The organism is Bacillus sp. ILBB4 (assembly GCF_035064545.1).
Lineage (GTDB): Bacteria > Bacillota > Bacilli > Bacillales > Bacillaceae_H > Priestia.
Genome location: NZ_JAIQVD010000012.1, coordinates 16,439 through 39,055 on the forward strand (window position 1 = coordinate 16,439; position 22,617 = coordinate 39,055).

Consider the following 22,617-nt stretch of genomic DNA (forward strand, 5'->3'; position numbering starts at 1 on the left):
AAAACCTCCTAGTATTATATCAATCTATTTATATTCTTAATCAAGTCACTAATTTGTTTCTCGTCATTAAAAAAACCTATAGACACACGTATACTATTCAAGCGTTTTATATCATTTACATAAATATCTAATTTCTCTAATTCTTTACGAAAAGCTTTTGCATTTATTTCTTTAGGCAACTGGATACTACTTATACTACTTACGTTGTTAGTAATTACACTCAGGTTTGTTCTCCTGTCAAGATAATCTTGAAGAGTCAACATATTCTCTTTGATTTTGGAGTATATATTAGAAAATCCTATATCATTTATTAGAAAATCTAATCCTGTAGACATGCCACTAATAATAGGGCGAAATCTCGTTCCTATTTCAAACCTTTTTGAACCTGTAGATGGGATAAAATCAACTTTTCCATTGTGAGACAGAAAGGATGAATTTCCGGCAAATACTTGATTTAAGCTAGAAATTCCGGAGCTAGATATATACATAAAACCTATTCCTTCAGGCCCTAATAACCACTTATGTGCCGGGAACACATAAAAATCAGCTCCCAACTCTTTAACATTTACAGGCATGGTTCCTAAAGCTTGAGCTCCATCAATTAAAACCATAATTCCTAAACTTTTTGCATATTTACAAATTTCTTTAATTGGATTAATGTTTCCAGATTCCCAAAAGATATGAGATAAGACAATCAATTTTGTATTCTGATTAATTTTCCCAAAAAAAGATTTCGAATTGAAACTCTTATCTCTTTCTTTGTAATAATCAAAAAATTTAACTTGTACATTTCTTAACTTATGAACTGTAGATAAGCTTGCTAATGCCCCTAAGTGTTCAGCATTCGTGGTTAAGATTTCATCGTCTTTTTTTAAGTCCATTCCCCATACGACTATATTAATAGCCTCTGTAGTATTGCTAGTAATAGCAATCTCATTGGCATTTGCACCTATAATGGAAGCTATAGAACTTCTTAATAAAGATAATTTATCTTGAAATAAAGAACGTTGACCCTTATTGGCTCGACCAGTAAGTAATTCTTTTTGTACTTCTGACGAAATAGATTCAATTACACATCTAGGTAAAGGACCTGCGCCTGCTGTATTAAAATATAGTCCATTCTCTGCAAGTGGAATTTGTTCTTGTATAGTCTGCTTGATTTTTTATTCCTCCTTTCTTCATTTATTCATAAAATGACCATATTAGGAAAAATAGTGTAAATATAACAACTTCAATATCTTAACACAGATAAAAACTAATTTGTATAATATAATGTTAAGTTTTTGTTATTTTTTTGAAAATTTTACTGGGATAGTAATTTAAATGTTCGTGTTTTGTAGAGGATTTATGATGTGGAGATTTTATCATTTTTATCTATACTGTTTTATATTCATCATATTTTCACTCATGCTGTTATGCATGTTTATCATTCTCTTTCGATTCTTTATTTCTACAAGCAAATGTGCTTCTATAGTAGTCCTAAGCATTTCATTATAAAAGATGACCTCTAGGATAAAAAGGAGGCATTGAACCCGATCTCTTTTGTATCTTTAAAGGATTTCTTTTTTGGATTAATGGAGATCCTTACATTGCGGACATTTCCCCTTCCATCATTTTGATTACAACTGTTCGGTATGCGGTGTCTTCCGAGCACATTCGCATTATACAGGTAGCAAGTATTCATGAGTTAATGGAGAAATATAAAAGTTCAGCTAAACAGCAAAGAGAGGCAAGGCCAAGAACATCAGCTTCCTCAGGTGGAATTAAAATCAATCTCACGTAATGATGGCTAAGATAAAAAAGCTGCCTCAATGCAGGGAATGAGGTAGCTTTTTTTGATGTCACACTCGTTGAAATGTGAACGTTACAGCAATTAATAATATTAAATTTACTCCAAAAACTTCACATTTTTCATTAAATTTTATAAGTTTAGAACGACTATTCATACCCTTATTTCCAGATTTCGAGCTATTAAGTCCATTTTACAAGTTATATAGTTAATCGCTAAAGGGATTAGCTATTGATATAAAACCATAATACATTTATTGTTAAATAAGTCTTAGATATTAACATTTTTGGTAAATGGGTGAGATGGTCATTGCAAGGGTATAAAGGTGTTCTAAAACAGACTTTGATTATAGAGATAGAAAAAGCACGTGAAAATATGATTCAAGTAGCATTAGAAGAAGGATTTTTAAGTGCGAATACATTAGAAATTAGTCAATTTATTGATGAGATGTTAAATGAATTAGAAAAAATCGGATAGTATTACTACACGTAAGAAAAGCCCTCAAATTTAGTTAAGGGCCTTTCTTACATGATTGATTAAAGCTAATGCCGATAAAAAGTGAAATATGTACATTTTTAAAATATAACAATAGGCTATGGTTTGTCTAATAAGATGATAAGGAAAATAAAAAGCTACCTCTGGCCATCAGTAGAAGCAGCTTTTCCGAACATTATATTGGAATTTTATTGCTGGATAGATGATAACATTTATTTCTAAAAAAAGCCATATATAATGGGGTGTTGCATATGTATAAACGTACGGTTTTTTATACATAGTAGCTTCAATCACCTCAAGAGGAAAAGCTTTCATATCAAGGATGTATAAAAAGCTGCATACTCCGGAAAAAGAACCCTTGTCAGAGTCCCCGTTCTGCGACAAGGGTTCTTTTTTGTGATGTGTTCCGGAAAGAGTGATTATGTTAACTGGATCTGTATATTGTATTCATCTCAAGCTTCTTTTTTAAGAATAAAATAGTAAAAAGCAGAAATTCCCAAACTGACCAATATAATAGGTAGCACAATCATTGTATGTTCACCTTCTTTTTCATAAGGCCTGTTTGGATAGACGTTTCAGCTGTTACTGGAGAGTCAAAAAATACTCTTTTTAATTTTTTATATTCAAAGAAAAGTAAAGCTATACTCATAAAGGTTAACAATGTGGTAACAGAACGAGCTGGTATCTCAAAACAAAAATCAAGAATAGTAATATTTACTGTGATAGGTAAATAAATAATGTTTCCTAAAGTTGCTGTCTTTGGAATTACTAATAATAAGGCTGCTGTTATTTCTCCAAAAGCAATAAAAAGATTATATGTATCCGAATATCCAAAGAAGTGCCAAGCCAATTGCATTGCTGAGTCCTTTGTCGAGTCATATATAAAGTCGCCAGTAGAAAACTGGCCTGGATAGATTTTGGCAATGCCGTAAATCAAGAAAGTTAATGCTAAAGACCATCTAAATGTAGTGATAATTGTCATTCTAAGCTTTTTTAGAAATGTAATTCTATTCATTGATTTTCCCACCTTCTATTTTCGTTTTAATAAACCTATTTTGTATTTCTTTGCTAGGGACGAGACAACTTTCTTTTTTCCCAAAGAATCGATATCGATTCTTTGCAATAAAACGATACGCTCTATCTCGGATTTTTTTAGGTATTATCCAAAAGAGAATGAAAAACCTTATAGGTCCGGTAAGCTTATTTATGATACGTAAGATTGCTGTAGATTCCGTATATATTTGACCTTTGTCAATTAAGATAATGGAATCCAATTGCGTATTATTCGGATTGTGATTTATTATCAATGAACGTGCTAGATCTGATTGAAGAGACAAAAATTTAAATATGCCTTTAGGATCTCTTTTTATCACAAATTGGACCCAATGATTACATACGTTACATATACCATCAAACATAATAATAGGTTGATTGTCTTTTTTTACCTTCAATATATTTCATCCCTTTAGTTAATTGTAAATATTTTCTACAAATAATTATAATACGAGATTTAATAAAGCTCACCTAACAATAATGTAAGACGGGCTTACAATTTTGTTAGATGAGCTTTATTTTTCTGTTAAGAATGCCTAGAATTTGTTTTATGTTAACTAAAAATAGATAAAATATACAATAATAAAAACTACGTCACCTTAATAAGACATTTTTTCACTAAATAATTTATCATACATAAGACGACTTATTGGTAAACTTCTGTGAATGATTTGATCAGCACCTGCATGCCTTGCATTTACAATCTGTTTAGAAGTTAGAATTTCAACAACACTGTAAATGGAAGGATTCTGCCCTTTACTAGCTATAAGCGATATGAGAGATTGTAAATCAGCTTCCTCCTCTGTTTGGTGTGCATTAGCTGTTATAAGTATTGTTGTTGCGTACTTTATGTTTGCCTTTACTAATGTCTGTGAATCTGTTGGATCTCCCTTAATAAAATAGACATACTGAGATAAGACTGAAGGTGTTTCTAGTGTATTATCAATCAGGACGATTTCATTTAGAAACAAAGACTCTTCAAGGTAAGTAAAAAGGGTTCTAACTCGTTCATTCCAACCAATGATAATAAAATGATTATTTCCTTTATATATAAAATCATCTCCCATTAAAGCACTCTCCTTTAAAATCATAAGGCCTATAAAATAATTAAAGAGTGATTCACAAACTTAGTTTCAAATACGATGAGTGGTACTAACTTAATACGTCAGAAAGAACATACCCAACATATTCTACAGTGTAATTGATTAAAAATCTCTATCATTATTATCTCCTGTTTTTTTGAAGATAAACTAGATAACATCATTGACCAATTTATACGTTTAATGCATCACTTGTTACAATAACTTATTCTATCTAAATTATTTTCTAATAATGTTTTATAGTGGTTTTTAATAGAAATTGATTTTATTTTGCTGAATAAATAGATAAAAAAGAACGCTCAATATACGAAAGCGTTCTTTTTTGAAAACCATTTTTTTATAAAAGAAGATGAGATTATCTATCCAATCATAATTTTTCCTTTTGGATAATGGAATGGATCTCCTTGGCGACGAAGTGTAATAGCAAATGCAATGGTTAAAGGGCCAACTCTTCCAGCAAACATGGTTAATACAATGATTATTCTGCCGATAGGTGATAAGTCTGGCGTGAGTCCCATGGAGAGCCCTACTGTTCCAAAAGCCGAAACTGTTTCAAAAAGAATCATTAAGAACTCTTTTCCAGGTTCTGTAATGGTCAATAGCATCGCTACTACAAAGACAATAAATAAACCAATCGAAGTAACAGTGAGCGATTTATAGATAACATCATAGGTAACTTTCCTTCTAAAAAAGTTTACATCTTCTTTCCCTCTAATCTGCGACCAGACTGCTCCTATTAGAGTCGCAAAAGTAGTTGTTTTAATCCCTCCACCCGTAGAACCTGGAGAAGCACCAATAAACATTAGAAAGATCGTAAAGAATAACGTAGTTTGAGTTAAATCAGGGATGTTTAATGTATTAGCGCCTGCTGTACGAGGTGTAACAGACTGAAATAATGAAGCTAGGAATTTTCCTGACCAAGATAAAGGCCGTAGTGTTTTAGTATTGTTGAATTCTAAGATAAAGACAATAATGGTACCCGCAACTAATAAAACACTAGTCGTTATAAGAACAACTTTTGTATGTAAAGAGAAGCGTTTGGTATGACGATACTCGTACAATTCGTTTATGACAATGAAACCAATTCCTCCGAATACAATCAATGTGCAGATAACTAGAGTAACCAGAGGGTCATCTACATACCCCGTTAAACTTCTGAATTCTCCCATTAAGTCAAAACCAGCATTATTAAAGTTAGAGATAGCATGAAAAAAACCAAAATAAATCGCTTTTGAAAGAGGCATGTCAAACGAAAATCGAATTGCTAGTAGTAGTCCCCCTAAACCTTCAAATACAAGAGTAAAAACTAGAATTCTTTTTGCTAATCTAACAATTCCCTCAATTGATACATTATTAAGCGATTCTTGTAAAAGAATTCTTTCTTTTAAAGAAATACGCTTCCCTAAAATAAAAGCAAATAGAGTGGCAAATGTCATGAACCCTAATCCTCCAACTTGAATAAGAGCAAGGATAACTAATTGTCCAAACAAAGTAAACGTTGTCCCTGTATCTACTACAACAAGACCAGTTACACAAGTAGCAGATGTAGAAGTGAACAGCGCATTTATCCATGAAAGACCTTCTCCATCCTTGGTGGCTACGGGAAGAGTTAATAGAAATGCTCCTAGTAAGATGATGAGCGCAAAACCAGTCACCAATACCTTGGGAGGATCTAAAAAAAACGTTCTTTTTTTTCTCAACATAATCCCTCCTTTATCAAACCTCTTGTTCAAAACGCTTTAAACCTTGATTATCACCGATGATGATTAATTTGTCACCTTTTAAAAGTGATTCATGAGCAGAAGGGGAAATGATCATCTTGTTCTCTCGTTCAATACCAATAACATTACATCCATACTTTGCCCGTGCATCTAGATCAAACAGGTTTTTATTATGTAGTTTATGTGAAACTCTAATTTCAACCAAACTATAATCAGGTGACAGTTCAATGTAATCAATAATTGATTCAGACCCGACGTGGTGAGCGATACGCTTCGCCATATCACGTTCAGGTTGAATGACACGATCAGCCCCTATTTTTTCTAATACTTTTTGATGATAACGATTGGCTGCTTTGACCCAAATTTGTTTAACACCCAGTTCTTTTAATAATAATGTAGCGAGAATACTGTTTTCAATATCATCTCCAAATGAAACAATGGCATGATCAATATTAGAAATACCAATAGCTTTTAAAGCATTTTCATCAATGGCATTTGCTTGGGCAACAAACGTAGCTTTATCGGCATATTTGTTTACCACTTCCTCATCTTTATCCACGGCAATCACTTCGACATCTAGTTTAGAGAATTCTTCTACTAAGGTCCCTCCAAAGTTTCCTAATCCAAGTACCGCAAATTGCTTTCGCATTTTTTTCTCCTCCTTTTGTAGCCCTTAAAAAAGAATAAAAAATTAGTATAAACTGCTAATAAATAATTAATCTTTCTTTTAATAGTTGTATACACAGTTAACTTTCCTAGTAAATCTCTTTATGGAATATGAATATTTTTATAAGAAGAGTAAGTAGATGGCATGAAAATTCTATTTTAAGTTTCGCATTTTTCTTTATAAATATTCTCAGAAGAATGGTTCGTTATTATTTTCGGAACAAATGTGCAACCTAGAGGCATAGGAAAGAAACAAAGGAGGAGAAATGATGGAAGCTAGTGTCATGAATATTGTTCAACATGAATTATATATGATTACGATGGTTTTCCTTTTTGGGTTAATAGCCATGAGAGTAGCAGAGCATATTAAGATTCCTGATGTGGCCCTATTTATGATTGTAGGGATCTTGGTTGGACCATCCGTCTTACACCTGATAACAGCCCCAATTAATTCAGTAGCCTATCAATTCATTATTGTCCTAGGTTCTATTTTAATTCTATTTGAAGGTGGAAGAGCTATTCAATTGTCGATATTAAAAAGGGTATGGTTGACTATCTCCCTTTTATCCATAGTAGGAGTAGTCGTTACGGCAGCAGTTGTAGCATTTACCGCATTTTATTTATTGGATATACCGATCCTATATGCTCTTTTACTTGCCTCTGTTATTGCATCAACAGACCCGGCGACGTTGATGCCTGTTTTTAAACAGATTACTATTCGAGAAAAAGTCAGACAAACGGTAGAAAGTGAGTCAGCATTTAATGATGCAACAGGCTCTATTTTAACGTTCACCTTGCTAGGTGTCATTCTAGGAGAGACAAAATTATCATTTTCTTCAAGTGTATGGAGTTTTGTTCGGGAAGCAGGAGGAGGAATTTTAATTGGAGCCATCATAGGTTTCCTAGGTTCTATTTTAATTTCCGAACATAGGTGGGGACTTTTGCAGAAATATAATACCATTGTAAGTCTGGTTGTGGCCATTAGCGCTTACTTAGCAGCAGGGTTTATTGAAGCAAGTGGATTTATGGCGACCTTTACAGCAGGCCTTGTTTTAGGGAATTCACAACAACTGTTTCGTCTTTATATTTCAGATGAAACGAATTCAACAATCTCTCACTTTTCAGAAACCTTAACTTTAATTATGAGAACACTTATTTTTATGTTGTTAGGGACTCAAGTTAATTTTAATACCTTAGGTCAATTTTGGATTCAGGGGACACTAATCGTTCTCGTCTTTATGTTTGTTGCAAGACCACTTGCTGTCCTACTATGTACTTTACCTGATCGAAAAGCAAAGTGGGATTGGAATGAGATTGTCTTTATGTTTTGGGTTCGTGAGACAGGTGTTATACCAGCAGCTCTTTCAGGAATGATTGTAGCAGCAAACGTTAAATATGCAAATGAAATATCTTCTGTTACCTTTATTGCTATATTGGTGACGATTCTTATACAAGCCAGTACAACTGGTTACGTAGCCAAAAAACTAGGACTTATCTTGACACCCCCTATACATAGAACTTAATTCTAAAAAAACTATCTGAACGAAGGTGAGTTAGTTTTATAGTCGCTGCTTTTTTAAATTCTGTACACTGTTTGTAAATGACTCCGTTACTATCTCTCCTTCTTTCTGTTTTTTAGGAAGGCAACAAGAAGAAGCAGAGGAGGAATAATTGCGTAGAGTGGAATATTCAGAACAACTGGTGCTATCTTTAGCCCTTCATGGAGATGTTCTTGAAAATTACTCGCAATTGTAACAGACAAAAATAGAATAATGAGACCCATTGGATACGCCAGTCGTGAAGGTGATTTAATCTTAAATAGGTTAGCCGTGCCTATGACGGCCGCATAGAACAACACGCTTACCTTAAAGAAACCACAGATTATCAAGGCTAGCATAAAAAACACATCAAGACGTTCTAAGAAATCAGCTACTTGAATGCTCTGTACTGTACTAAGAAGAGGGAACTGTGAACGTGCAGTCAGGTTAACGCCAAGTACACTAATATTAATGAGCATCGTAATAACCAAATTGATTCCACTTAATCCCGTTGCACATAACATGGTTACCTTTGCCTTTTTAGGGTTATTTAGGTAAGGTAAAATCATTGTAAACACAATGGCTTCTGCAAAAGGGAAATACATGGTTTGAGTAAATACAACTTTTAGGACGGGTAACATGCCCTCTTCAAGTACCGGTTGTAATTTCGTAACATCAATTAAACCAGAACTCACAATCAAAATAAATCCAGTGACGGCAAGTACATACATAAAAATGAAAAAGAGCTCCCCTGATCTCGCTATGACCTCGATTCCTTTGCGGACCGTATAAATAATAACCAACATCAATAAGGCATTCGCGATGAATAAAGGCGTGTCCGGATAGGCAAAGGTTAGCAGCATTTCACCAAAATCACGTAGAACTCTTGCAGCATCATACATAAAGTAAAGGAGGTAGACAAAGGCAAGTACAGTTCCCATCACTTTACCTAGAATATTTTGCATATACTCCGTAGGCAAGAGATCAGGATAATACGAATAAAGCCTATAATAGACTAATAATAGAACAAAACTGCATCCCATTCCAAGTAGAATCGCAAGCCAAGCGTCCTGTTTGGCTCCCATAGCAAGAGGTACCAGTAAAGCACTCCCAAGTTCAAACAGGACCATTAAAATAAAGAGCTGACTGGCACTAATTTTTGCTTTCTCCATTTACCTGTCACCTCCTTTTCCTTACTTTTGATTCTCTTTTATTCCTGAAAGAAACGATTTGTTTCGTAAGCCAGCTCGACGTACATAAGCTTCCACGGTAACATTTACGTTTAATTTTTGGAAGTGCAAATTACTCCATTCTTGTTCTAGTTTTTTCCATTGATTTGGCCTAGTACGGTGAACGACTTCGCCGAATCCAAAGATATCAGCTTTGTCTTTCTGCGCATGTTCAATGACTTTTTGCAGCTCTTTTTTAATTTCTTTCCTCAATGCTTGTTCGATCTTTGTAATGACTTTTGGATTGGTTATATCTACAGGTACCTCCATTTCACCAATGTCACCTTCAACACGTGCATGAACGGAAATATGAGGTTGACCATTCTTCACTTGGGCAGACACACTTGTTTTTTGACGTACGGTTTGATAGGCGATGGCTTCTTTCTTCCCATCCCAATCGGTGTTGATATCTGTTCCTTGTATTTCATCTAGAATCCACACCGTTCCTCTTGCTGTGCCTCCATACAGCCAATCTATTAATTTTCCTTTTCTTAAAACGGCGAGTCCCGAAGCTCGAAGTGTTGCTTCAGGCGCACTTTCTTGAAGGTTATCTAGCTTTTTTGCTTTCTGTGGATTCCCAACCAGACGAAATCCTAGTACGACGGCTTCTCCTCCAGGAGATTGGAGTCTATTCATTACGTCTTGGAACGAAACTTTTACAGTCTCTCCCCATTTTCTTTGGGTGAATTCTAATGTTTTCATCACTTTATTCGCTGGAATTTTATCAACGGGTGTTAATGCTTTAACCAAATCTGCGGCAGTTGAATGATTCGCAATCACCATGGTTGAAGTATTCCGAAACTCAGGGTCACGGTCAAGAGCATCTATTAACGGGTTAACCCCATCTTCTCTTGCCATCCTCTCACCAATAACGATTAAGTTTGCATGGGCATAATACAGCCTCCGGGAAATCCTACCTGAAGCCCGTCTACTTGCTTCGACTACATTGTTGCCAGAAGCTGAATAGATAGTAACAGGTGGACTTTGCGTACCACCACCTCCACCTTGTATGCCTCCTGCTACGTTCCCTGGATTAATAATTTGGAGCGTTAGATGATAGCTTCCACCTTTGGTTTTGTCGACACCTATTGCTGAAACAATGGCAAGGTCCGTTAACTCTTTTTTACTCCAACAACTGGAGAGCAAGAAAGTAATCATCATCATCAATAAAAGAAAAGCCCCTTTACGCTTCATTGTTGTCACCTGCTTCAAGGTCTCGGTTCACCATACGAGGAGGTGCAGGAGGGTGAGAGCGTTGATTGGTCCATTCCTGAACAGTATTTGCATTAATTAATCGAGGGCTTTGTCTGAGTGCATAGACAATAGATACTTTAATACCGGCATTTATTCTCCTTTTTACTTGACGAACGACGAAGCCTGAACTGGTTCCTGGTTTCAGTTTAATGATGTTAAGATTCGCTAATAATGAACTATGTATATGCTCTACTGAGTGGTCAGTAGGTTGATTTTCAGTATCATAGTAACGGTTCTTTTTTTTTATTTGGATCTTTAAAGAACGAAGGCATAGGTTCAATATCCCTTTTTTGGTTACTTTAACCAAATAACAGATTTTTATGTGAAAATTAACAAAAACTTTCTGAACCATACTAGAAGAAAGAGAAGTAGAGGATGTGTAAGATAACGTAGTATAAAATAGATAAAAAAGCCCATCGACCTAAGTGGATGGGCTTTATCTTTCCTATATGAATTGTTAAACTAACTAACGCGTTTTTTAATTTTTGGTTCAGGCTTTATTAGTAGGGAGGATAAAAATTCATAAATAATTGCGAATACCAAGGGTTGTTTACGCTCCTTCAATCTATATTTAATTTGACTTACATGTAACCATAAAAATAAAAACTGTTTTGTATTACATGGATCAAATGGGAAATTTGCATCGTAAGATCATACAGATAGATTATAGTAAAAAAAGATAATTTCTCATAGTCCTATTTTTAAAAAATTATTAAATGATTTTTTCCTTTTTTCTCTACTTGAAATGCTTTTGAACTTAAATGTAATTAGTTATAGATTAGAAATGTATCGTTCAAAAATACGTATACTTTTTCCTATTTGTAAGAGTATAGATTCACAAATAAAAAGCTCCTTATCATAGAATAAATGAAACATTTTAACATTTAATTTCTGATTAAATCCATTACGTAAAATTACTTATAATAAATTATGCTTAATAAAAAAAGAATCCTTTGCTGATAAAAGCAAAGGATTTTCAAATTTATTGAAATAGGGGGGAATACGTTATTAGTCTGGCCAGATTTGTAGATTCATATACATATAACTTTAAAAATAAATATTGTAATCGACTCTACTTAGAAAAAAGCAACCCTTTTCTCACACCCATGTTTTATGAGTAGTTAAGTAAACACTAAAGTATTTTATATATTATTAAAGTTTCATCACTTACCTTTAGTGACGACAAATATGAACTTGTTCTTCAAAATAAATAGTAGTTAAAAGGTTTTATTATTCAATTAATGATATAGATTCTCCATATGTTTTTTTTTACTATCTATAAAATGACTCCACCTTTCTCCCTGGCTAATATAATCATTAAATGTAGCGTTCTTCATTACAATTTGACCTCCACACTCATCTGCCAATTGTTTAGCAGACTTTTCATCAATGGGAAATGCTACCGATTCATCGTTAGTAAATTCGTAACTAAATACTTCTTTCTCTTTTACGTCCTTATACGAATGATATACGTAAAATAATCTACCTAACTTTACAAAATAGTATGGATACTCTCTGTTAGGCAACTTACTTCCCTCCATTTCTGCATCCTTCAATTGTTTTATAAGTCACTATTACTATCCTACTTGGACTTATAAAGGTAAAATCCTTCTACGCCAAAGGGTTTCCTTTATCATGCGTGCCGGAAAGTTCTATCATGTTAACTAAGGCTGTATATCTTAGTCATCTTAAAAACAAAAAAACCTATCTCTTCCCAGTTAAAGGAGATAGGTTTGTCTGTTGCAGAATTTAGTTGTATGAGTCGATGCTCGGAAACATCTTGAGTAGTTTACTCAAGTTGCTATTTATTATCCGTTTGTAGGAGGAAAGAATATAAATCAATTTCTTTTACTGGTTATTTGCACCAAAAGGTCGGTAAGAAAGATAATAATAAAGGGAACAATGCAAACAATGAAGATTTTACAAAAGATCATATAAACCTTATTATTCATTTATACTGAATCCACCTTTATATTTTAGAGTAAACATTCTAACCATAGACTAAGAACAGAAAAACCTACCTTTGTGGCGACATGAGGTAGGTTTTTCTAATCGTAAAATATAGATGTTCAGCTGACGCTCTATTGCATCTTGAGTAGTTTGCTCAAGATAAAAAGAATTCATGTGAAGAAAAACAAAGAATTAATGTTTTCTCATCCTTAGCATTTCACTAACTTTGTTTATAGTTTTTTCTGATTCCTCTAACCGTTTTTGGGTATTTATTAAAGAGCGTTCAACAGATAACGATGTGAGGACTTTATTACTCTTTAATTCCGTACATACTAGATGACCTATCCCATCTTTCCATTGGATCGTACATTTAAAATTCCCAAAGAACCCGTTCTTTATCTGTAAAATTAGATGTTTTGTTACAGGGTGAGAATTAGTACTCTGTGATAGCATTACTATAGCTTTATTCCGGTCTTCTTTATGAATGATCGTCCATATATTAGATATAGGAGGAAAATATGAATGTGTTATGTTTGAAGAATTTAGAATTGTACCCTCTTGATTGATTTGAAAATAAGGAACAGGAATCCATTTAGTTGTAGAAGTATCCATATTCTAGCTCCTTTAAATTAATTACTCTTTTTACTTACCATACCATATCTAAGTAAGTTTTGTATGTACTGATAAAGCACATTATATTAACTACGTTTGTATATCGTATACAGCTTAAAAACAGAAAAAACAACTGGGTCCGTTCAGTTGTTTTTTCTGTTTCATGAATGATAATCAATGTTTGGCTGACGTTGCAGAACGTCTTGAGTAATTTGCTCAAGTTGCTATTTATTATTCGTTTAAACTGGATAAGAACATTTATTCTAAGGAATCAATGGTTAAATTCAAACCAAGAAGCGCTTGTTCTAAATTTGCTTTTATCGTTATTTTACTAAAATCAATTCCAAGTTGAATCATTGTTTGAGCAACTTCAGGACGGATACCGATTAATATCGTTTTTACCCCAAGAAGACCTAACGCCTCTACAATTTTAAAAATTTGATAAGCAACCATAGTATCTATAATCATCACACCGGAGAGGTCGAATAGCATGTGTGATAATTTCAGTTCATTTGCTTTCTTTAATGTTTCTTCTAGTAAAAGCGTTGCTCTTCCCGTATCTACCTCCCCAATGAGAGGTAAAATAGCAATACCTTTGGTGATTGGAACCACAGGTACTGATAATTCAAGGAAAGCATTCTTTGCTTTTTTTAATGTTTCATGATGAATATTCACATAAGTTAAACTAAAAGCAAAAACAGCTTTATCTAATAAAGGATCAATAATTGAGCTTAATTCAAATACTGTATCTATCGACATATTCTGCTTTTTTATTTCTTCTTTAAGAACTTCCCATATGAATGTTCGATAATAGGTTGTATCTTCTAAGGCCTCGCTAAGAGAAACCCCTAAATTTGATGCAAATTCTCCTGATTGGTTCCCCCATTTTACTATTTGATCTAACATTGTTTTTTGATCGAGCTTTTCCATGATAGCCCGTCCAAAATAGCTGATGAAGTTTGCTCTCAATTCAATAATTTCCTCATCGGGAAGATTAATGTCTTTTACTTCTTTAAGGTCAGCCATTCTATGTGCGTGTACCATTTTTGCAATTTCATATTTTTTTTCTAAAATTTTCTCTCCTAGAAAGTTTAAATTATCCATTGTATTCTGTCCTCCGAGCTTAGATTCTCTAAAAAAGTTGTTTTAACTATTACACCCTAAAAAAAGGGGGAAACTACTGAGCAGAGGGGCAAAACCCTGCTTTTATACATATAGTACAGATTATAATTCACTTAAGAAGTTTGGGTAAAGTAGCAATAGAAGGTTTAAAAACTAGAGAGCATAAAAACGATGCAAAAAGCCACTATGTTAAGGATGCATCAAATATTTTGATGGAAAACGGGTGGATGGAAATCCCACCCGAAGCTGTAGAACGAGAAAATCTAGCTTCAAAATAGTGTCTTTGATAAACGTGAGAAAATAACAAAAACCCCTATCTGTTTTCCGATAAATAGGAATAGAATCAGATAGGAGAAAGATAGAGACACATGTAAAGTATATGCAAACTACGAAAAGGATTTAACCTATATTAAACCCAATCGCTACGTTTGCATGTAAATTGGTATAGATATTAGTTTCCTTAGGAACTGAAATGATAAATTTATAGAGGTAAAAAGATCCCTCTATCCTCCTGACAAGGAAAGAGAAATCCTTTTACCCACGAGCTATAAATGGAAATATGCCATACCGACATAAATTATCATAACATGTCTTTATGACAGTAAAGGGGCAATACTATTTCTTTTTATAACGGTACTATTTCAAAGGGGTTACATCATATGTATAAAAAGTTGCATAAAGCAGAAAACACTCCTTACCTGGAACTCTTGCCTACCAAGGGTTCTTTTTTGTGGTGTGTTCCGGAAATAGTGATTATGGTAACTAACTTTGCATACGGTATGCAACATCCATGATAAAATTAGAGTGTTTATTTTTGGTCAATGAAGGGGGGATTTTTATGATCAAGGGATTATATGAGTCACATTTGCCAGTTAGTAATCTTGAGGAATCAATCTTATTTTATGAATCCTTAGGTTTAAAATTATACAAAAGGTATGGTTCTATTGCGTTTTTTTGGATTGTAGAAGGCCAAAGTTGGCTAGGTTTGTGGGAGGGTGATGAATATCAGACTAAATATCATCCATCACTTCGACATATAGCATTTCAAGTTGATATAGATGATTTAGAAAAATCTATAGACTGGTTGAAGAGTAAAGGGATTAATCCAAAAAAGAGCTTTGATATGGAACCGATTGAACCAATTGTTCTTCCTGATCAAGCGCATGCAGTCGTATACTTTGATGATCCCGATGAGAATAGTTTAGAATTCATTTCTAGACTACCTGTTGAATTAGAAGTTAGAAATAAAATGTATTTGAGTGAATGGAAAAACCTTGCTAAGAATTTATAAATGATCTTCCGATAACACGTTTTATGTAAACTAGCTTTGCATATCGTATACATTTTCTGGTTTTGACTCATGTTTGTATGAGAACTCTTCTTTTAATATTGAATACATTTTTAAATTTTGATGTTTTCCCTTTATAAACATGGCTTTTCTAAGGATTCCTTCAAAGGACATGCCCAATTTTTACATTACACATGCTGATCCTTTGTTCTCTACAAAGCATCTTGCTTGGATACGAATCAGGTCCATATGGTTAAAACCAAATTTAATCACTTCGTTTGCAGCTTCTGTTGCTATGCCGTTTCCCCAATAATCTTTAGAAATGATATATCCGATTTCAGCTATATTGTGTTCTATATGCCAAGAGATAAAATCGATAGTACCTATAAGTTTTCCATTTTCTTTATACTCTATTGCCCAGGGAGCAATTTTTCTATTCTCATATTGATTTAATACAAATTTAACAAAGTTAATAGTATCGTTGATTGTCTGATGAGTTTCCCACGTAACGTATTTAGATACTTCTTCATTAGAGCAGTAAGAATACATATCTTCAACATCATCTAACGTTATTTTTCTTAATATCAGACGTTCTGTTTCAAGTTCGGGTAAATCTCCAAATATTTCTTCAACCTTCATGAAAAACACCTCCGCAATTGTTATTTATTAACATTATATATGTAATTTGTATAAAATAAAAAGTATCATTAAATTTTAGTAGAATGATACTTTTTATTTCCTATAATCGTGATTATGGTAACTAGAAATGAATACAGTATTCATTTATTGGTAGTAAGATCGAAATAACTCCCTTTCAATATATGGTTATTTTTAGTAAAATTAACAATTATTAATTTACTTTTTAAAAGTATAAAGGAGTCGTTTTGTAAATTGTTAAAAAACAGAAAAATAATTGTAACAGGCGCAGGTTCAGGGATAGGAAAAGACATCGTTAGATTGTGTTTAGACGAAGGTGCTACTGTAATTGCATGTGATATTAATAAGCATTTTTTGGATGAATTAAATTCAAGCTTAAGCAATTCAAATACTCTCTATACATATCAGCTAGATGTAAGTAAGTATGAAAATGTTGTTGAGTTTTTTAATTATATTGACTCAAGGCACAGTGATGTAAACGGATTAGTTAACAATGCTGGGATTTATTTAGCTAAAAATATATTAGATTATCTTGATGAAGACATTGATAGAGTGCTGGATATCAACATTAAAGGTTTCATCTACTTTTCTCAAATGTTTGGAAAGAGAGTAATTGATAAAAAGGATAACGGAGTTATTGTAAATATGTCATCAGTGTCGGGAATGGAAGGCAGTTCAGATGCTATCTATGGATTATCTAAGGCAGCAATTTTGGGGTTAACTAAGAGTTGTGCAATGAACTTTTCACCATATATTAGAGTAAACGCTGTTGCCCCTACTATGGTAAATACAGCAATGATGAATACAATACCAGACTGGAGAAAAGAAGAATATTTAAATCACCAGTTAATTAAATCCCCTGTAACCCCTCAGGATGTGGCTGATACAGTTGTATTTTTGTTATCAGATAAAGCTAAGCATTATACAGGATCTACATTTGATATTAATAATGGTGGGTACTTAAGATAGACCATGATTTATTCCGTACTAAAAAGCTTACTTTCTCTAGTAAGCTTTTTTATTTCCGAGAATTCACATTATGGTAACTAAAAACGTAGATAGTATACACTGTATTTTTAGGTCCTTTCCTTGATTAAATGGAATGTTTTTCTTGAAATACTTCTGAGAAACGTTATAATGATAAACTAAAAGAAACTATGAAAGAGGGGAACTTGATGCATTACATAACAGCATGCTTGAGAATTATTAGTAATAAGGACCTTAATGAAATAATGGGAGAGTTCAAAAAACTTGAGGAAGAAACTATGAAAGAAGATGGATGTATCAAATTCCATGCTTATCCTCTTAAACCATCGGAACGAAAAATAATGCTTTGGGAGATTTGGGAGAACGAGGAAGCTGTTAATGCCCATTTCACAAAAACACACACCAAAAATGTTCAAAAACAAGAATTAACGGAAGTAGAATGGATAGTTAAAAGTAATGTAAATTAACAAAAAGGCGCCATAAGGCGCTTTCCAAGTTGACATGCCCCCTTCTTTTTCTACATTTTCTTGAAAATGAATTTCAGACCCTTTTCTATAATCAACATTATGGTAAGTAGATTTTACTTTGTCTGTAAGAACAGAAAAGCACAAACCCACTATATATGGTTTGTGCTTTTTTGACTAAGGAATAGCAATAAAAGAAAGATTGTCTAATAATACGGTAACAATTTAACGCTTTAAAGTAAAGGTCATTTTTTGTTTCATAATAATCTAAATATGTTAAGTAAGTGGTAAAGCATTTTATGTGAATTATTAATTTAACTATTTACTCTTATTAATGACAAATGAAGATTTCCCCTTATTATCATATATTAATCTATCTTCTACTTTCCTTTTAAGAAATTGTTGTATTCATGACAACTAACCAGAAAATGTATAAATATTTAATGTTAATATACTTTCAACAAGGTGTATTTTACATAAAATACAAAAACAACGTATTTTATATAATTAAGTAAATGAATAAACTAACTTCCAAAAATTATTGTTTTATCATTTACTCTAAGCGACGACAAATATGATCTTTTTCTACAATGTATATACAATATACAACAAATATGGCCTAGTGACAGGTAGAAATATTTTGTGGGGAAGGCGAAGTTGTTTTACCGAATAGCAACTATGGTATCGAATTTTTGAAACTATTTAAACATGATGGCATTCACGAAATAAGGTTGGCAAATATTCCAATAGTAGAAGGTTTAAGAGGTTTATGAAATGTTGTTCGTTAACGAGATATTATATGACATATCCGAAAACCCAGTTTCACATTTCCCTATATTGTGACAAGGTGTTTTTTGTTTGAAAGGGATTTGAAACTTTTTAATAGAATAATTATGAAGATGGTCAGATAATAAATTTTTACACATAAGGAGATAAAACTATGGCAAAAAACAACTTACTAAGAATGGACAATGTCAGCATCGTTGTAGAATCCCTTGATGACGCAATTTTTTTCTTTGAGGAGATTGGCTTGAACCTCGAAGGGCGAGCCACTGTCGAAGGTGAATGGGCTGGTCGCGTAACCGGATTGGGTTCTCAGTGCGTAGAGATTGCTATGATGGTTACCCCAGATGGCCACAGCCGACTTGAACTGTCGCGATTTCTCACCCCACCTACTATATCAGATCACCGGACTGCTCCTGTAAACGCCCTCGGTTATCTACGCGTCATGTTTACCGTTGAAGACATTGACGAAATGGTATCGAGACTCACTAAGTATGGTGCTCAGCTCGTTGGCGAAGTGGTTCAGTACGAGGACTCGTATCGACTCTGCTACATTCGTGGAATCGAAGGACTTCTAATCGGTTTGGCAGAACAACTCGGTAACAAATAAGTAAGTGACATTTTATAAAAAGCCTTTACTGAAATATACATTACTGAAGTAAAAATATTTGAAGAAAATTCCTATTCAATAAAAGGGCGCAATTCACCTGTAAAGGTTCTTTTGCTGGCTCACTTCCGGAAAGAGGTATTATGTAAACTGATTTTGTATATGGTATTCATGTTATCAAATAGATTAATATGGTAAAATATTCTATATACATCACCAAATACAAGGAGGAGAAAAACATCAGTAAAAATATTAGAATTGTGATTGGTTTAATCAGTAATATTATCTTGTTTGTTTTTGGAATCAGGGGTTTATTAATAAATGAACCAATACCATTTGTTTCATACCTCTTTACGATAGGTGGACTTATTGGAATTATTGCTCTCCTTCTTGAATTAAAAAAGAGAAATACTGCAGAGTCTAGTAATTCTGAACAAATATAAATCTGTGCACTTAGAGTTAGTATTCTAAGTAAAATAAGAAGGTGAAACATATGAAGCAAAAATTCCGTGTATATTTTATAACTTATCCAATTGTTTGGATTATTGTTTCTGTCTTATGGTTTTGGTTTAAGGATATGAAAGAAAACATTGTTAGTTCTATGGCTATTATTGCTGTTTACTATGTAATTATGAGTATCATGTTCTCATTTAATTTAAAAAATGATAATAATTCAGTTGGAAAATAAGAAAAAAACTTATCTACGAATAGATAAGTTTTTTTGTACCTAGAATATGGATTATGTTAACTAATTTTGTATACTATATACACTTTTCGCATTCCTTGTTATTCTACTTATAACTAAACTTTTTATTGAAAGGAATTACACACAGTGAATTCAAAAAAGTCAGTGCAAGTAGGAGATATTTTCGCTATACCGTTACCGATGAATAAGTATGGTGCGGTTAAAGTAGTGAATATAATTGATCGCTCTTATCTTCTTGGTACTACAAGTTATATAGGTGAACAGTTGCCAACATTGGAATCCAAAGCAGTTCATCATATTTTAATTACGGAGTCTATAGCAGATGGATTAGAAAAGCCTTTATTTGAATGGGCGAATGGTAGAGTACCTAAAGAGTTAATTTTCATTGGAAATATACCTCTAACTGCAGATGAAATAGGGGTGGAGTCTAATATATACGCTGGAGAATGGACAAAAGAATGTGGCATAGATGTTTATTACAAATGGCGTGAAGAAACAGATCCTATAGGGTTTGAACTTGAAATGAAAAAACAAATTGAAGAAGCTGATGCCTATGCTCGTAAACACTCAGTTTCAAAACCTAAAAAAATGATGGATGATCAAGTCTTTTGGGGAATTATTTCTTTATTAGACTGGAGTAAAGAAGATGAAAAAGAAATTATAGAGGCTGCTACTAAGGAACTTTCTACTTTAACCGTATGGCAAATAAGGCATTTTGAAGAGGCCCTGTCTTATAACCTTTTCTTATTAGATACGGAAGAACATGCAAAAAAAATGGGAGAATATTGTTTTTCTCAACAAAATCAACATTTCTCACCTGACCTTTTCTTATATGCCAGATGTGCAGTCGTCGCTCGTGGTAAAGAAGTCTTTGAAGATGTCTTATCCAACCCTTCAAAAATGCTTAAGGACACTGAATTTGAAATCTTACTGTCTCTTTCATCTGAAGCTTATTATGTAAAAAAGGGTAAAGAATTTGAATATGAAAGTGGATGTAGTTATGAGACTTTTTCAAACACAGAAGGCTGGCAGAATACTCTCTAAGAACTAAAGGTGAGCTGAAAAGCTCACTTTTTATGTTCATACTACCGATAAGTAACATTATGGTAACTAGAAACGAATAATATATACGTTGAAAATATGATGAATTTTAATTCTCGATGTTTTGGACAAAATATAAATAAAGAAGCATTTATTGAGTGTTTATGGAGAGGAGAACATAGTATTTGTGACATATCCTTCTTATGATGAGGTACAAGATATTCGAAGAGAACTAAAGGAAGTTGGATATCAAAATTGGCTTCACAGTGATTTATTTACATGGCAATGGTGGGTTCTGCTTATAGCTGCTATTTTACCCTGGGTTATATGGGGGTATCTTATTAAAAAGAAACAACGTCTACATGTATTTGCATTCGCTATGTCGATTGGTATCATTTCGAGTATTTTAGACGTAGCTGGAGCTGATATATTGCTATGGGGATACCCTACCAAATTATTTTTTATGGTTCCACCTTTAATTCCTGCTGACTTGACTGTAATCCCTGTTGCATTCAGCTTGGCTTATCATTATGGGAAAACATGGACAATATATATTCTATATATTGTCATTATTTCATTTTTATTTGCTTATGTTATCGAACCTTTGTCTAAGTGGGCAGAAATATATCAGAAAAATAACTTTCCCCATTGGCTTTCTTTCATTGGTTTTATTTTACTTTCTTTAATAGTTAGATGGTTTTTAGAGAGGATTTTGCCAATAAGAGAGTAGAATTAAAGAAAGTCCATTATGGTAACTAGCTATGTATATCTTATACACCTTAAAAACAGAAAAAGCCTATCTCTTTCCGGTCAAAAGAGGTAGGTTTTTTCTGTTACGTAATTGGGTTCCATGAGTAATGCCTCATTGCATCTTAAGTAGTTTGCTTAAAATATGAAATTATATTCTTTGATGAATTAATTTTTTGATAGAAGTAGAAGAATAATAAAACAAGATTTGGAGACGTTAAACATGTGCATAGCAAGAAGGGTGGCACACTATCATGAATTTTATAAGGAGGATAACAATGGGTATTTTAAGTGGAAATCCTACAGATGAACCGATGCATTATGGTGAGGTATTTGGAACATGGTCGTATGTTTCTACCTCAAAAGGGTTAGTATCTGGCTATCAAACATTTCTTAATCATGTAGGAGACAAGGATCTACATAAGTTAGTACAAGAGACAATTGAACAGTGCCAGCAGGAAATGAAAAATATAGAAACATTGTTAAAAGAAAATGGAGTAGGCTTACCGCCAACCCCACCTGAACGACCTGAAGCTTGTTTAGATGATATTCCAGTAGGGGCACGTGTTCAAGATCCAGAAATAGCTGCAGCAATTTCAATGAATATAGCTGCTGGTCTAGTTGCGTGTAGTCAATTGATTGGACAATCTATTCGTGAAGATATTGCAGCCATGTTTGCACAAATTCATATGCAAAAAGTAGCTCTTGGTGGAAAGTTCTTACGACTTAATAAAGAAAAAGGTTGGTTAATTCCACCTCCTCTTCACAAGTCTAAAAAAACTGATTGTTAATGATTAACTTTCTATAA

The 22,617-nt window shown here is 33.3% G+C and carries 22 protein-coding genes and 1 pseudogene; 10 read left to right on the plus strand and 13 right to left on the minus strand.

What is annotated here, in order from left to right:
• Positions 1 to 14: 14 nt before the first annotated feature.
• Positions 15 to 1,160 (minus strand): aminotransferase class V-fold PLP-dependent enzyme, encoded by a 1,146-nt coding sequence (locus LAV82_RS27430; protein WP_499717410.1) that lies wholly within the window; start codon positions 1,158 to 1,160, stop codon positions 15 to 17.
• A 938-nt stretch (positions 1,161 to 2,098) separates the two neighbouring features.
• On the opposite strand from LAV82_RS27430, the gene LAV82_RS27435 reads away from it, so the two are divergent.
• Complete coding sequence (locus LAV82_RS27435) at positions 2,099 to 2,266, plus strand: aspartyl-phosphate phosphatase Spo0E family protein (RefSeq protein WP_499717362.1); 168 nt, start codon at positions 2,099 to 2,101, stop codon at positions 2,264 to 2,266.
• A gap of 544 nt (positions 2,267 to 2,810) precedes the next feature.
• Here LAV82_RS27435 and LAV82_RS27440 read toward each other — a convergent pair.
• The 5 genes from LAV82_RS27440 to LAV82_RS27460 form a co-directional block, all read right to left on the minus strand.
• Positions 2,811 to 3,299, minus strand: coding sequence for a hypothetical protein (locus LAV82_RS27440; protein WP_499717363.1), 489 nt, complete (start codon positions 3,297 to 3,299; stop codon positions 2,811 to 2,813).
• A complete protein-coding gene (locus LAV82_RS27445; RefSeq protein ID WP_499717364.1) occupies positions 3,292 to 3,735 on the minus strand; it encodes a thiol-disulfide oxidoreductase DCC family protein in 444 nt (147 codons plus the stop codon). Before LAV82_RS27445 ends, LAV82_RS27440 begins: the two co-directional genes overlap by 8 nt.
• 201 nt (positions 3,736 to 3,936) lie before the next feature.
• Positions 3,937 to 4,404, minus strand: coding sequence for an NAD-binding protein (locus LAV82_RS27450; protein ID WP_499717365.1), 468 nt, complete (start codon positions 4,402 to 4,404; stop codon positions 3,937 to 3,939).
• 392 nt (positions 4,405 to 4,796) lie between these two features.
• On the minus strand, positions 4,797 to 6,137 hold the full coding sequence (locus LAV82_RS27455; protein WP_499717366.1) for a TrkH family potassium uptake protein: 1,341 nt from the start codon (positions 6,135 to 6,137) through the stop codon (positions 4,797 to 4,799).
• A gap of 16 nt (positions 6,138 to 6,153) precedes the next feature.
• On the minus strand, positions 6,154 to 6,807 hold the full coding sequence (locus LAV82_RS27460) for a potassium channel family protein (protein WP_499717367.1): 654 nt from the start codon (positions 6,805 to 6,807) through the stop codon (positions 6,154 to 6,156).
• A 286-nt stretch (positions 6,808 to 7,093) separates the two neighbouring features.
• Between LAV82_RS27460 and LAV82_RS27465 the strand changes: the two genes are divergently transcribed.
• On the plus strand, positions 7,094 to 8,347 hold the full coding sequence (locus tag LAV82_RS27465) for a cation:proton antiporter (RefSeq protein ID WP_499717368.1): 1,254 nt from the start codon (positions 7,094 to 7,096) through the stop codon (positions 8,345 to 8,347).
• 89 nt (positions 8,348 to 8,436) lie between these two features.
• Here the strand turns inward: LAV82_RS27465 and LAV82_RS27470 are convergent, their stop codons facing one another.
• The 6 genes from LAV82_RS27470 to LAV82_RS27495 all read right to left on the minus strand — a co-directional run bounded on the left by LAV82_RS27470 (position 8,437) and on the right by LAV82_RS27495 (position 14,511).
• Positions 8,437 to 9,534 carry a GerAB/ArcD/ProY family transporter gene (locus tag LAV82_RS27470; RefSeq protein WP_499717369.1) on the minus strand — a complete coding sequence of 366 codons (1,098 nt, stop codon included), beginning with the start codon at positions 9,532 to 9,534 and terminating at the stop codon, positions 8,437 to 8,439.
• A 21-nt stretch (positions 9,535 to 9,555) separates the two neighbouring features.
• Positions 9,556 to 10,785 (minus strand): Ger(x)C family spore germination protein, encoded by a 1,230-nt coding sequence (locus LAV82_RS27475; protein ID WP_499717370.1) that lies wholly within the window; start codon positions 10,783 to 10,785, stop codon positions 9,556 to 9,558.
• Positions 10,775 to 11,125, minus strand: coding sequence for a hypothetical protein (locus LAV82_RS27480; protein ID WP_499717371.1), 351 nt, complete (start codon positions 11,123 to 11,125; stop codon positions 10,775 to 10,777). Before LAV82_RS27480 ends, LAV82_RS27475 begins: the two co-directional genes overlap by 11 nt.
• A gap of 958 nt (positions 11,126 to 12,083) precedes the next feature.
• Complete coding sequence (locus LAV82_RS27485) at positions 12,084 to 12,371, minus strand: hypothetical protein (protein WP_499717372.1); 288 nt, start codon at positions 12,369 to 12,371, stop codon at positions 12,084 to 12,086.
• 616 nt (positions 12,372 to 12,987) lie between these two features.
• The gene (locus LAV82_RS27490) at positions 12,988 to 13,407 is read right to left on the minus strand and encodes a hypothetical protein (protein WP_499717373.1); all 420 of its coding nucleotides are present in this window, start codon (positions 13,405 to 13,407) and stop codon (positions 12,988 to 12,990) included.
• Between the two features lie 258 nt (positions 13,408 to 13,665).
• Positions 13,666 to 14,511: an STAS domain-containing protein gene (locus tag LAV82_RS27495; protein WP_499717374.1), complete on the minus strand. Its 846-nt coding sequence runs from the start codon at positions 14,509 to 14,511 to the stop codon at positions 13,666 to 13,668.
• Positions 14,512 to 15,367: 856 nt separating this feature from the next.
• Here LAV82_RS27495 and LAV82_RS27500 point away from each other — a divergent pair.
• The gene (locus LAV82_RS27500) at positions 15,368 to 15,820 is read left to right on the plus strand and encodes a VOC family protein (RefSeq protein ID WP_335523962.1); all 453 of its coding nucleotides are present in this window, start codon (positions 15,368 to 15,370) and stop codon (positions 15,818 to 15,820) included.
• A gap of 30 nt (positions 15,821 to 15,850) precedes the next feature.
• On the opposite strand, the pseudogene LAV82_RS27505 reads toward LAV82_RS27500, so the two are convergent.
• A pseudogene (locus tag LAV82_RS27505) lies at positions 15,851 to 16,456 on the minus strand (GNAT family N-acetyltransferase).
• A gap of 252 nt (positions 16,457 to 16,708) precedes the next feature.
• Here LAV82_RS27505 and LAV82_RS27510 point away from each other — a divergent pair.
• From LAV82_RS27510 to LAV82_RS27540, 7 genes are all read left to right on the plus strand, one after another.
• Complete coding sequence (locus LAV82_RS27510) at positions 16,709 to 17,443, plus strand: SDR family NAD(P)-dependent oxidoreductase (RefSeq protein ID WP_499717375.1); 735 nt, start codon at positions 16,709 to 16,711, stop codon at positions 17,441 to 17,443.
• Between the two features lie 188 nt (positions 17,444 to 17,631).
• Positions 17,632 to 17,928 carry a putative quinol monooxygenase gene (locus LAV82_RS27515; RefSeq protein ID WP_499717376.1) on the plus strand — a complete coding sequence of 99 codons (297 nt, stop codon included), beginning with the start codon at positions 17,632 to 17,634 and terminating at the stop codon, positions 17,926 to 17,928.
• Between the two features lie 937 nt (positions 17,929 to 18,865).
• On the plus strand, positions 18,866 to 19,318 hold the full coding sequence (locus LAV82_RS27520; protein WP_029320891.1) for a VOC family protein: 453 nt from the start codon (positions 18,866 to 18,868) through the stop codon (positions 19,316 to 19,318).
• A 490-nt stretch (positions 19,319 to 19,808) separates the two neighbouring features.
• Entirely contained in the window at positions 19,809 to 20,003 is a 195-nt protein-coding gene (locus LAV82_RS27525; RefSeq protein WP_216884960.1) for a hypothetical protein, read from the plus strand.
• Positions 20,004 to 20,147: 144 nt separating this feature from the next.
• The gene (locus tag LAV82_RS27530; RefSeq protein ID WP_499717377.1) at positions 20,148 to 21,065 is read left to right on the plus strand and encodes a DUF4240 domain-containing protein; all 918 of its coding nucleotides are present in this window, start codon (positions 20,148 to 20,150) and stop codon (positions 21,063 to 21,065) included.
• Positions 21,066 to 21,249: 184 nt separating this feature from the next.
• Positions 21,250 to 21,792, plus strand: coding sequence for a CBO0543 family protein (locus LAV82_RS27535; RefSeq protein WP_499717378.1), 543 nt, complete (start codon positions 21,250 to 21,252; stop codon positions 21,790 to 21,792).
• A gap of 295 nt (positions 21,793 to 22,087) precedes the next feature.
• On the plus strand, positions 22,088 to 22,600 hold the full coding sequence (locus tag LAV82_RS27540; RefSeq protein WP_499717379.1) for a DUF3231 family protein: 513 nt from the start codon (positions 22,088 to 22,090) through the stop codon (positions 22,598 to 22,600).
• The last annotated feature ends 17 nt before the right edge of the window (positions 22,601 to 22,617 follow it).

Bases quoted from the DNA above. Each gene is read 5' to 3' on its own strand.
- LAV82_RS27440 (WP_499717363.1), bottom strand. From the start codon at position 3,299: ATGAATAGAATTACATTTCTAAAAAAGCTTAGAATGACAATTATCACT.
- LAV82_RS27450 (WP_499717365.1), bottom strand. From the start codon at position 4,404: ATGGGAGATGATTTTATATATAAAGGAAATAATCATTTTATTATCATT.
- LAV82_RS27460 (WP_499717367.1), bottom strand. From the start codon at position 6,807: ATGCGAAAGCAATTTGCGGTACTTGGATTAGGAAACTTTGGAGGGACC.
- LAV82_RS27465 (WP_499717368.1), top strand. From the start codon at position 7,094: ATGGAAGCTAGTGTCATGAATATTGTTCAACATGAATTATATATGATT.
- LAV82_RS27470 (WP_499717369.1), bottom strand. From the start codon at position 9,534: ATGGAGAAAGCAAAAATTAGTGCCAGTCAGCTCTTTATTTTAATGGTC.
- LAV82_RS27475 (WP_499717370.1), bottom strand. From the start codon at position 10,785: ATGAAGCGTAAAGGGGCTTTTCTTTTATTGATGATGATGATTACTTTC.
- LAV82_RS27490 (WP_499717373.1), bottom strand. From the start codon at position 13,407: ATGGATACTTCTACAACTAAATGGATTCCTGTTCCTTATTTTCAAATC.
- LAV82_RS27495 (WP_499717374.1), bottom strand. From the start codon at position 14,511: ATGGATAATTTAAACTTTCTAGGAGAGAAAATTTTAGAAAAAAAATAT.
- LAV82_RS27500 (WP_335523962.1), top strand. From the start codon at position 15,368: ATGATCAAGGGATTATATGAGTCACATTTGCCAGTTAGTAATCTTGAG.
- LAV82_RS27515 (WP_499717376.1), top strand. From the start codon at position 17,632: ATGAAAGAGGGGAACTTGATGCATTACATAACAGCATGCTTGAGAATT.
- LAV82_RS27520 (WP_029320891.1), top strand. From the start codon at position 18,866: ATGGCAAAAAACAACTTACTAAGAATGGACAATGTCAGCATCGTTGTA.
- LAV82_RS27525 (WP_216884960.1), top strand. From the start codon at position 19,809: ATGAAGCAAAAATTCCGTGTATATTTTATAACTTATCCAATTGTTTGG.
- LAV82_RS27540 (WP_499717379.1), top strand. From the start codon at position 22,088: ATGGGTATTTTAAGTGGAAATCCTACAGATGAACCGATGCATTATGGT.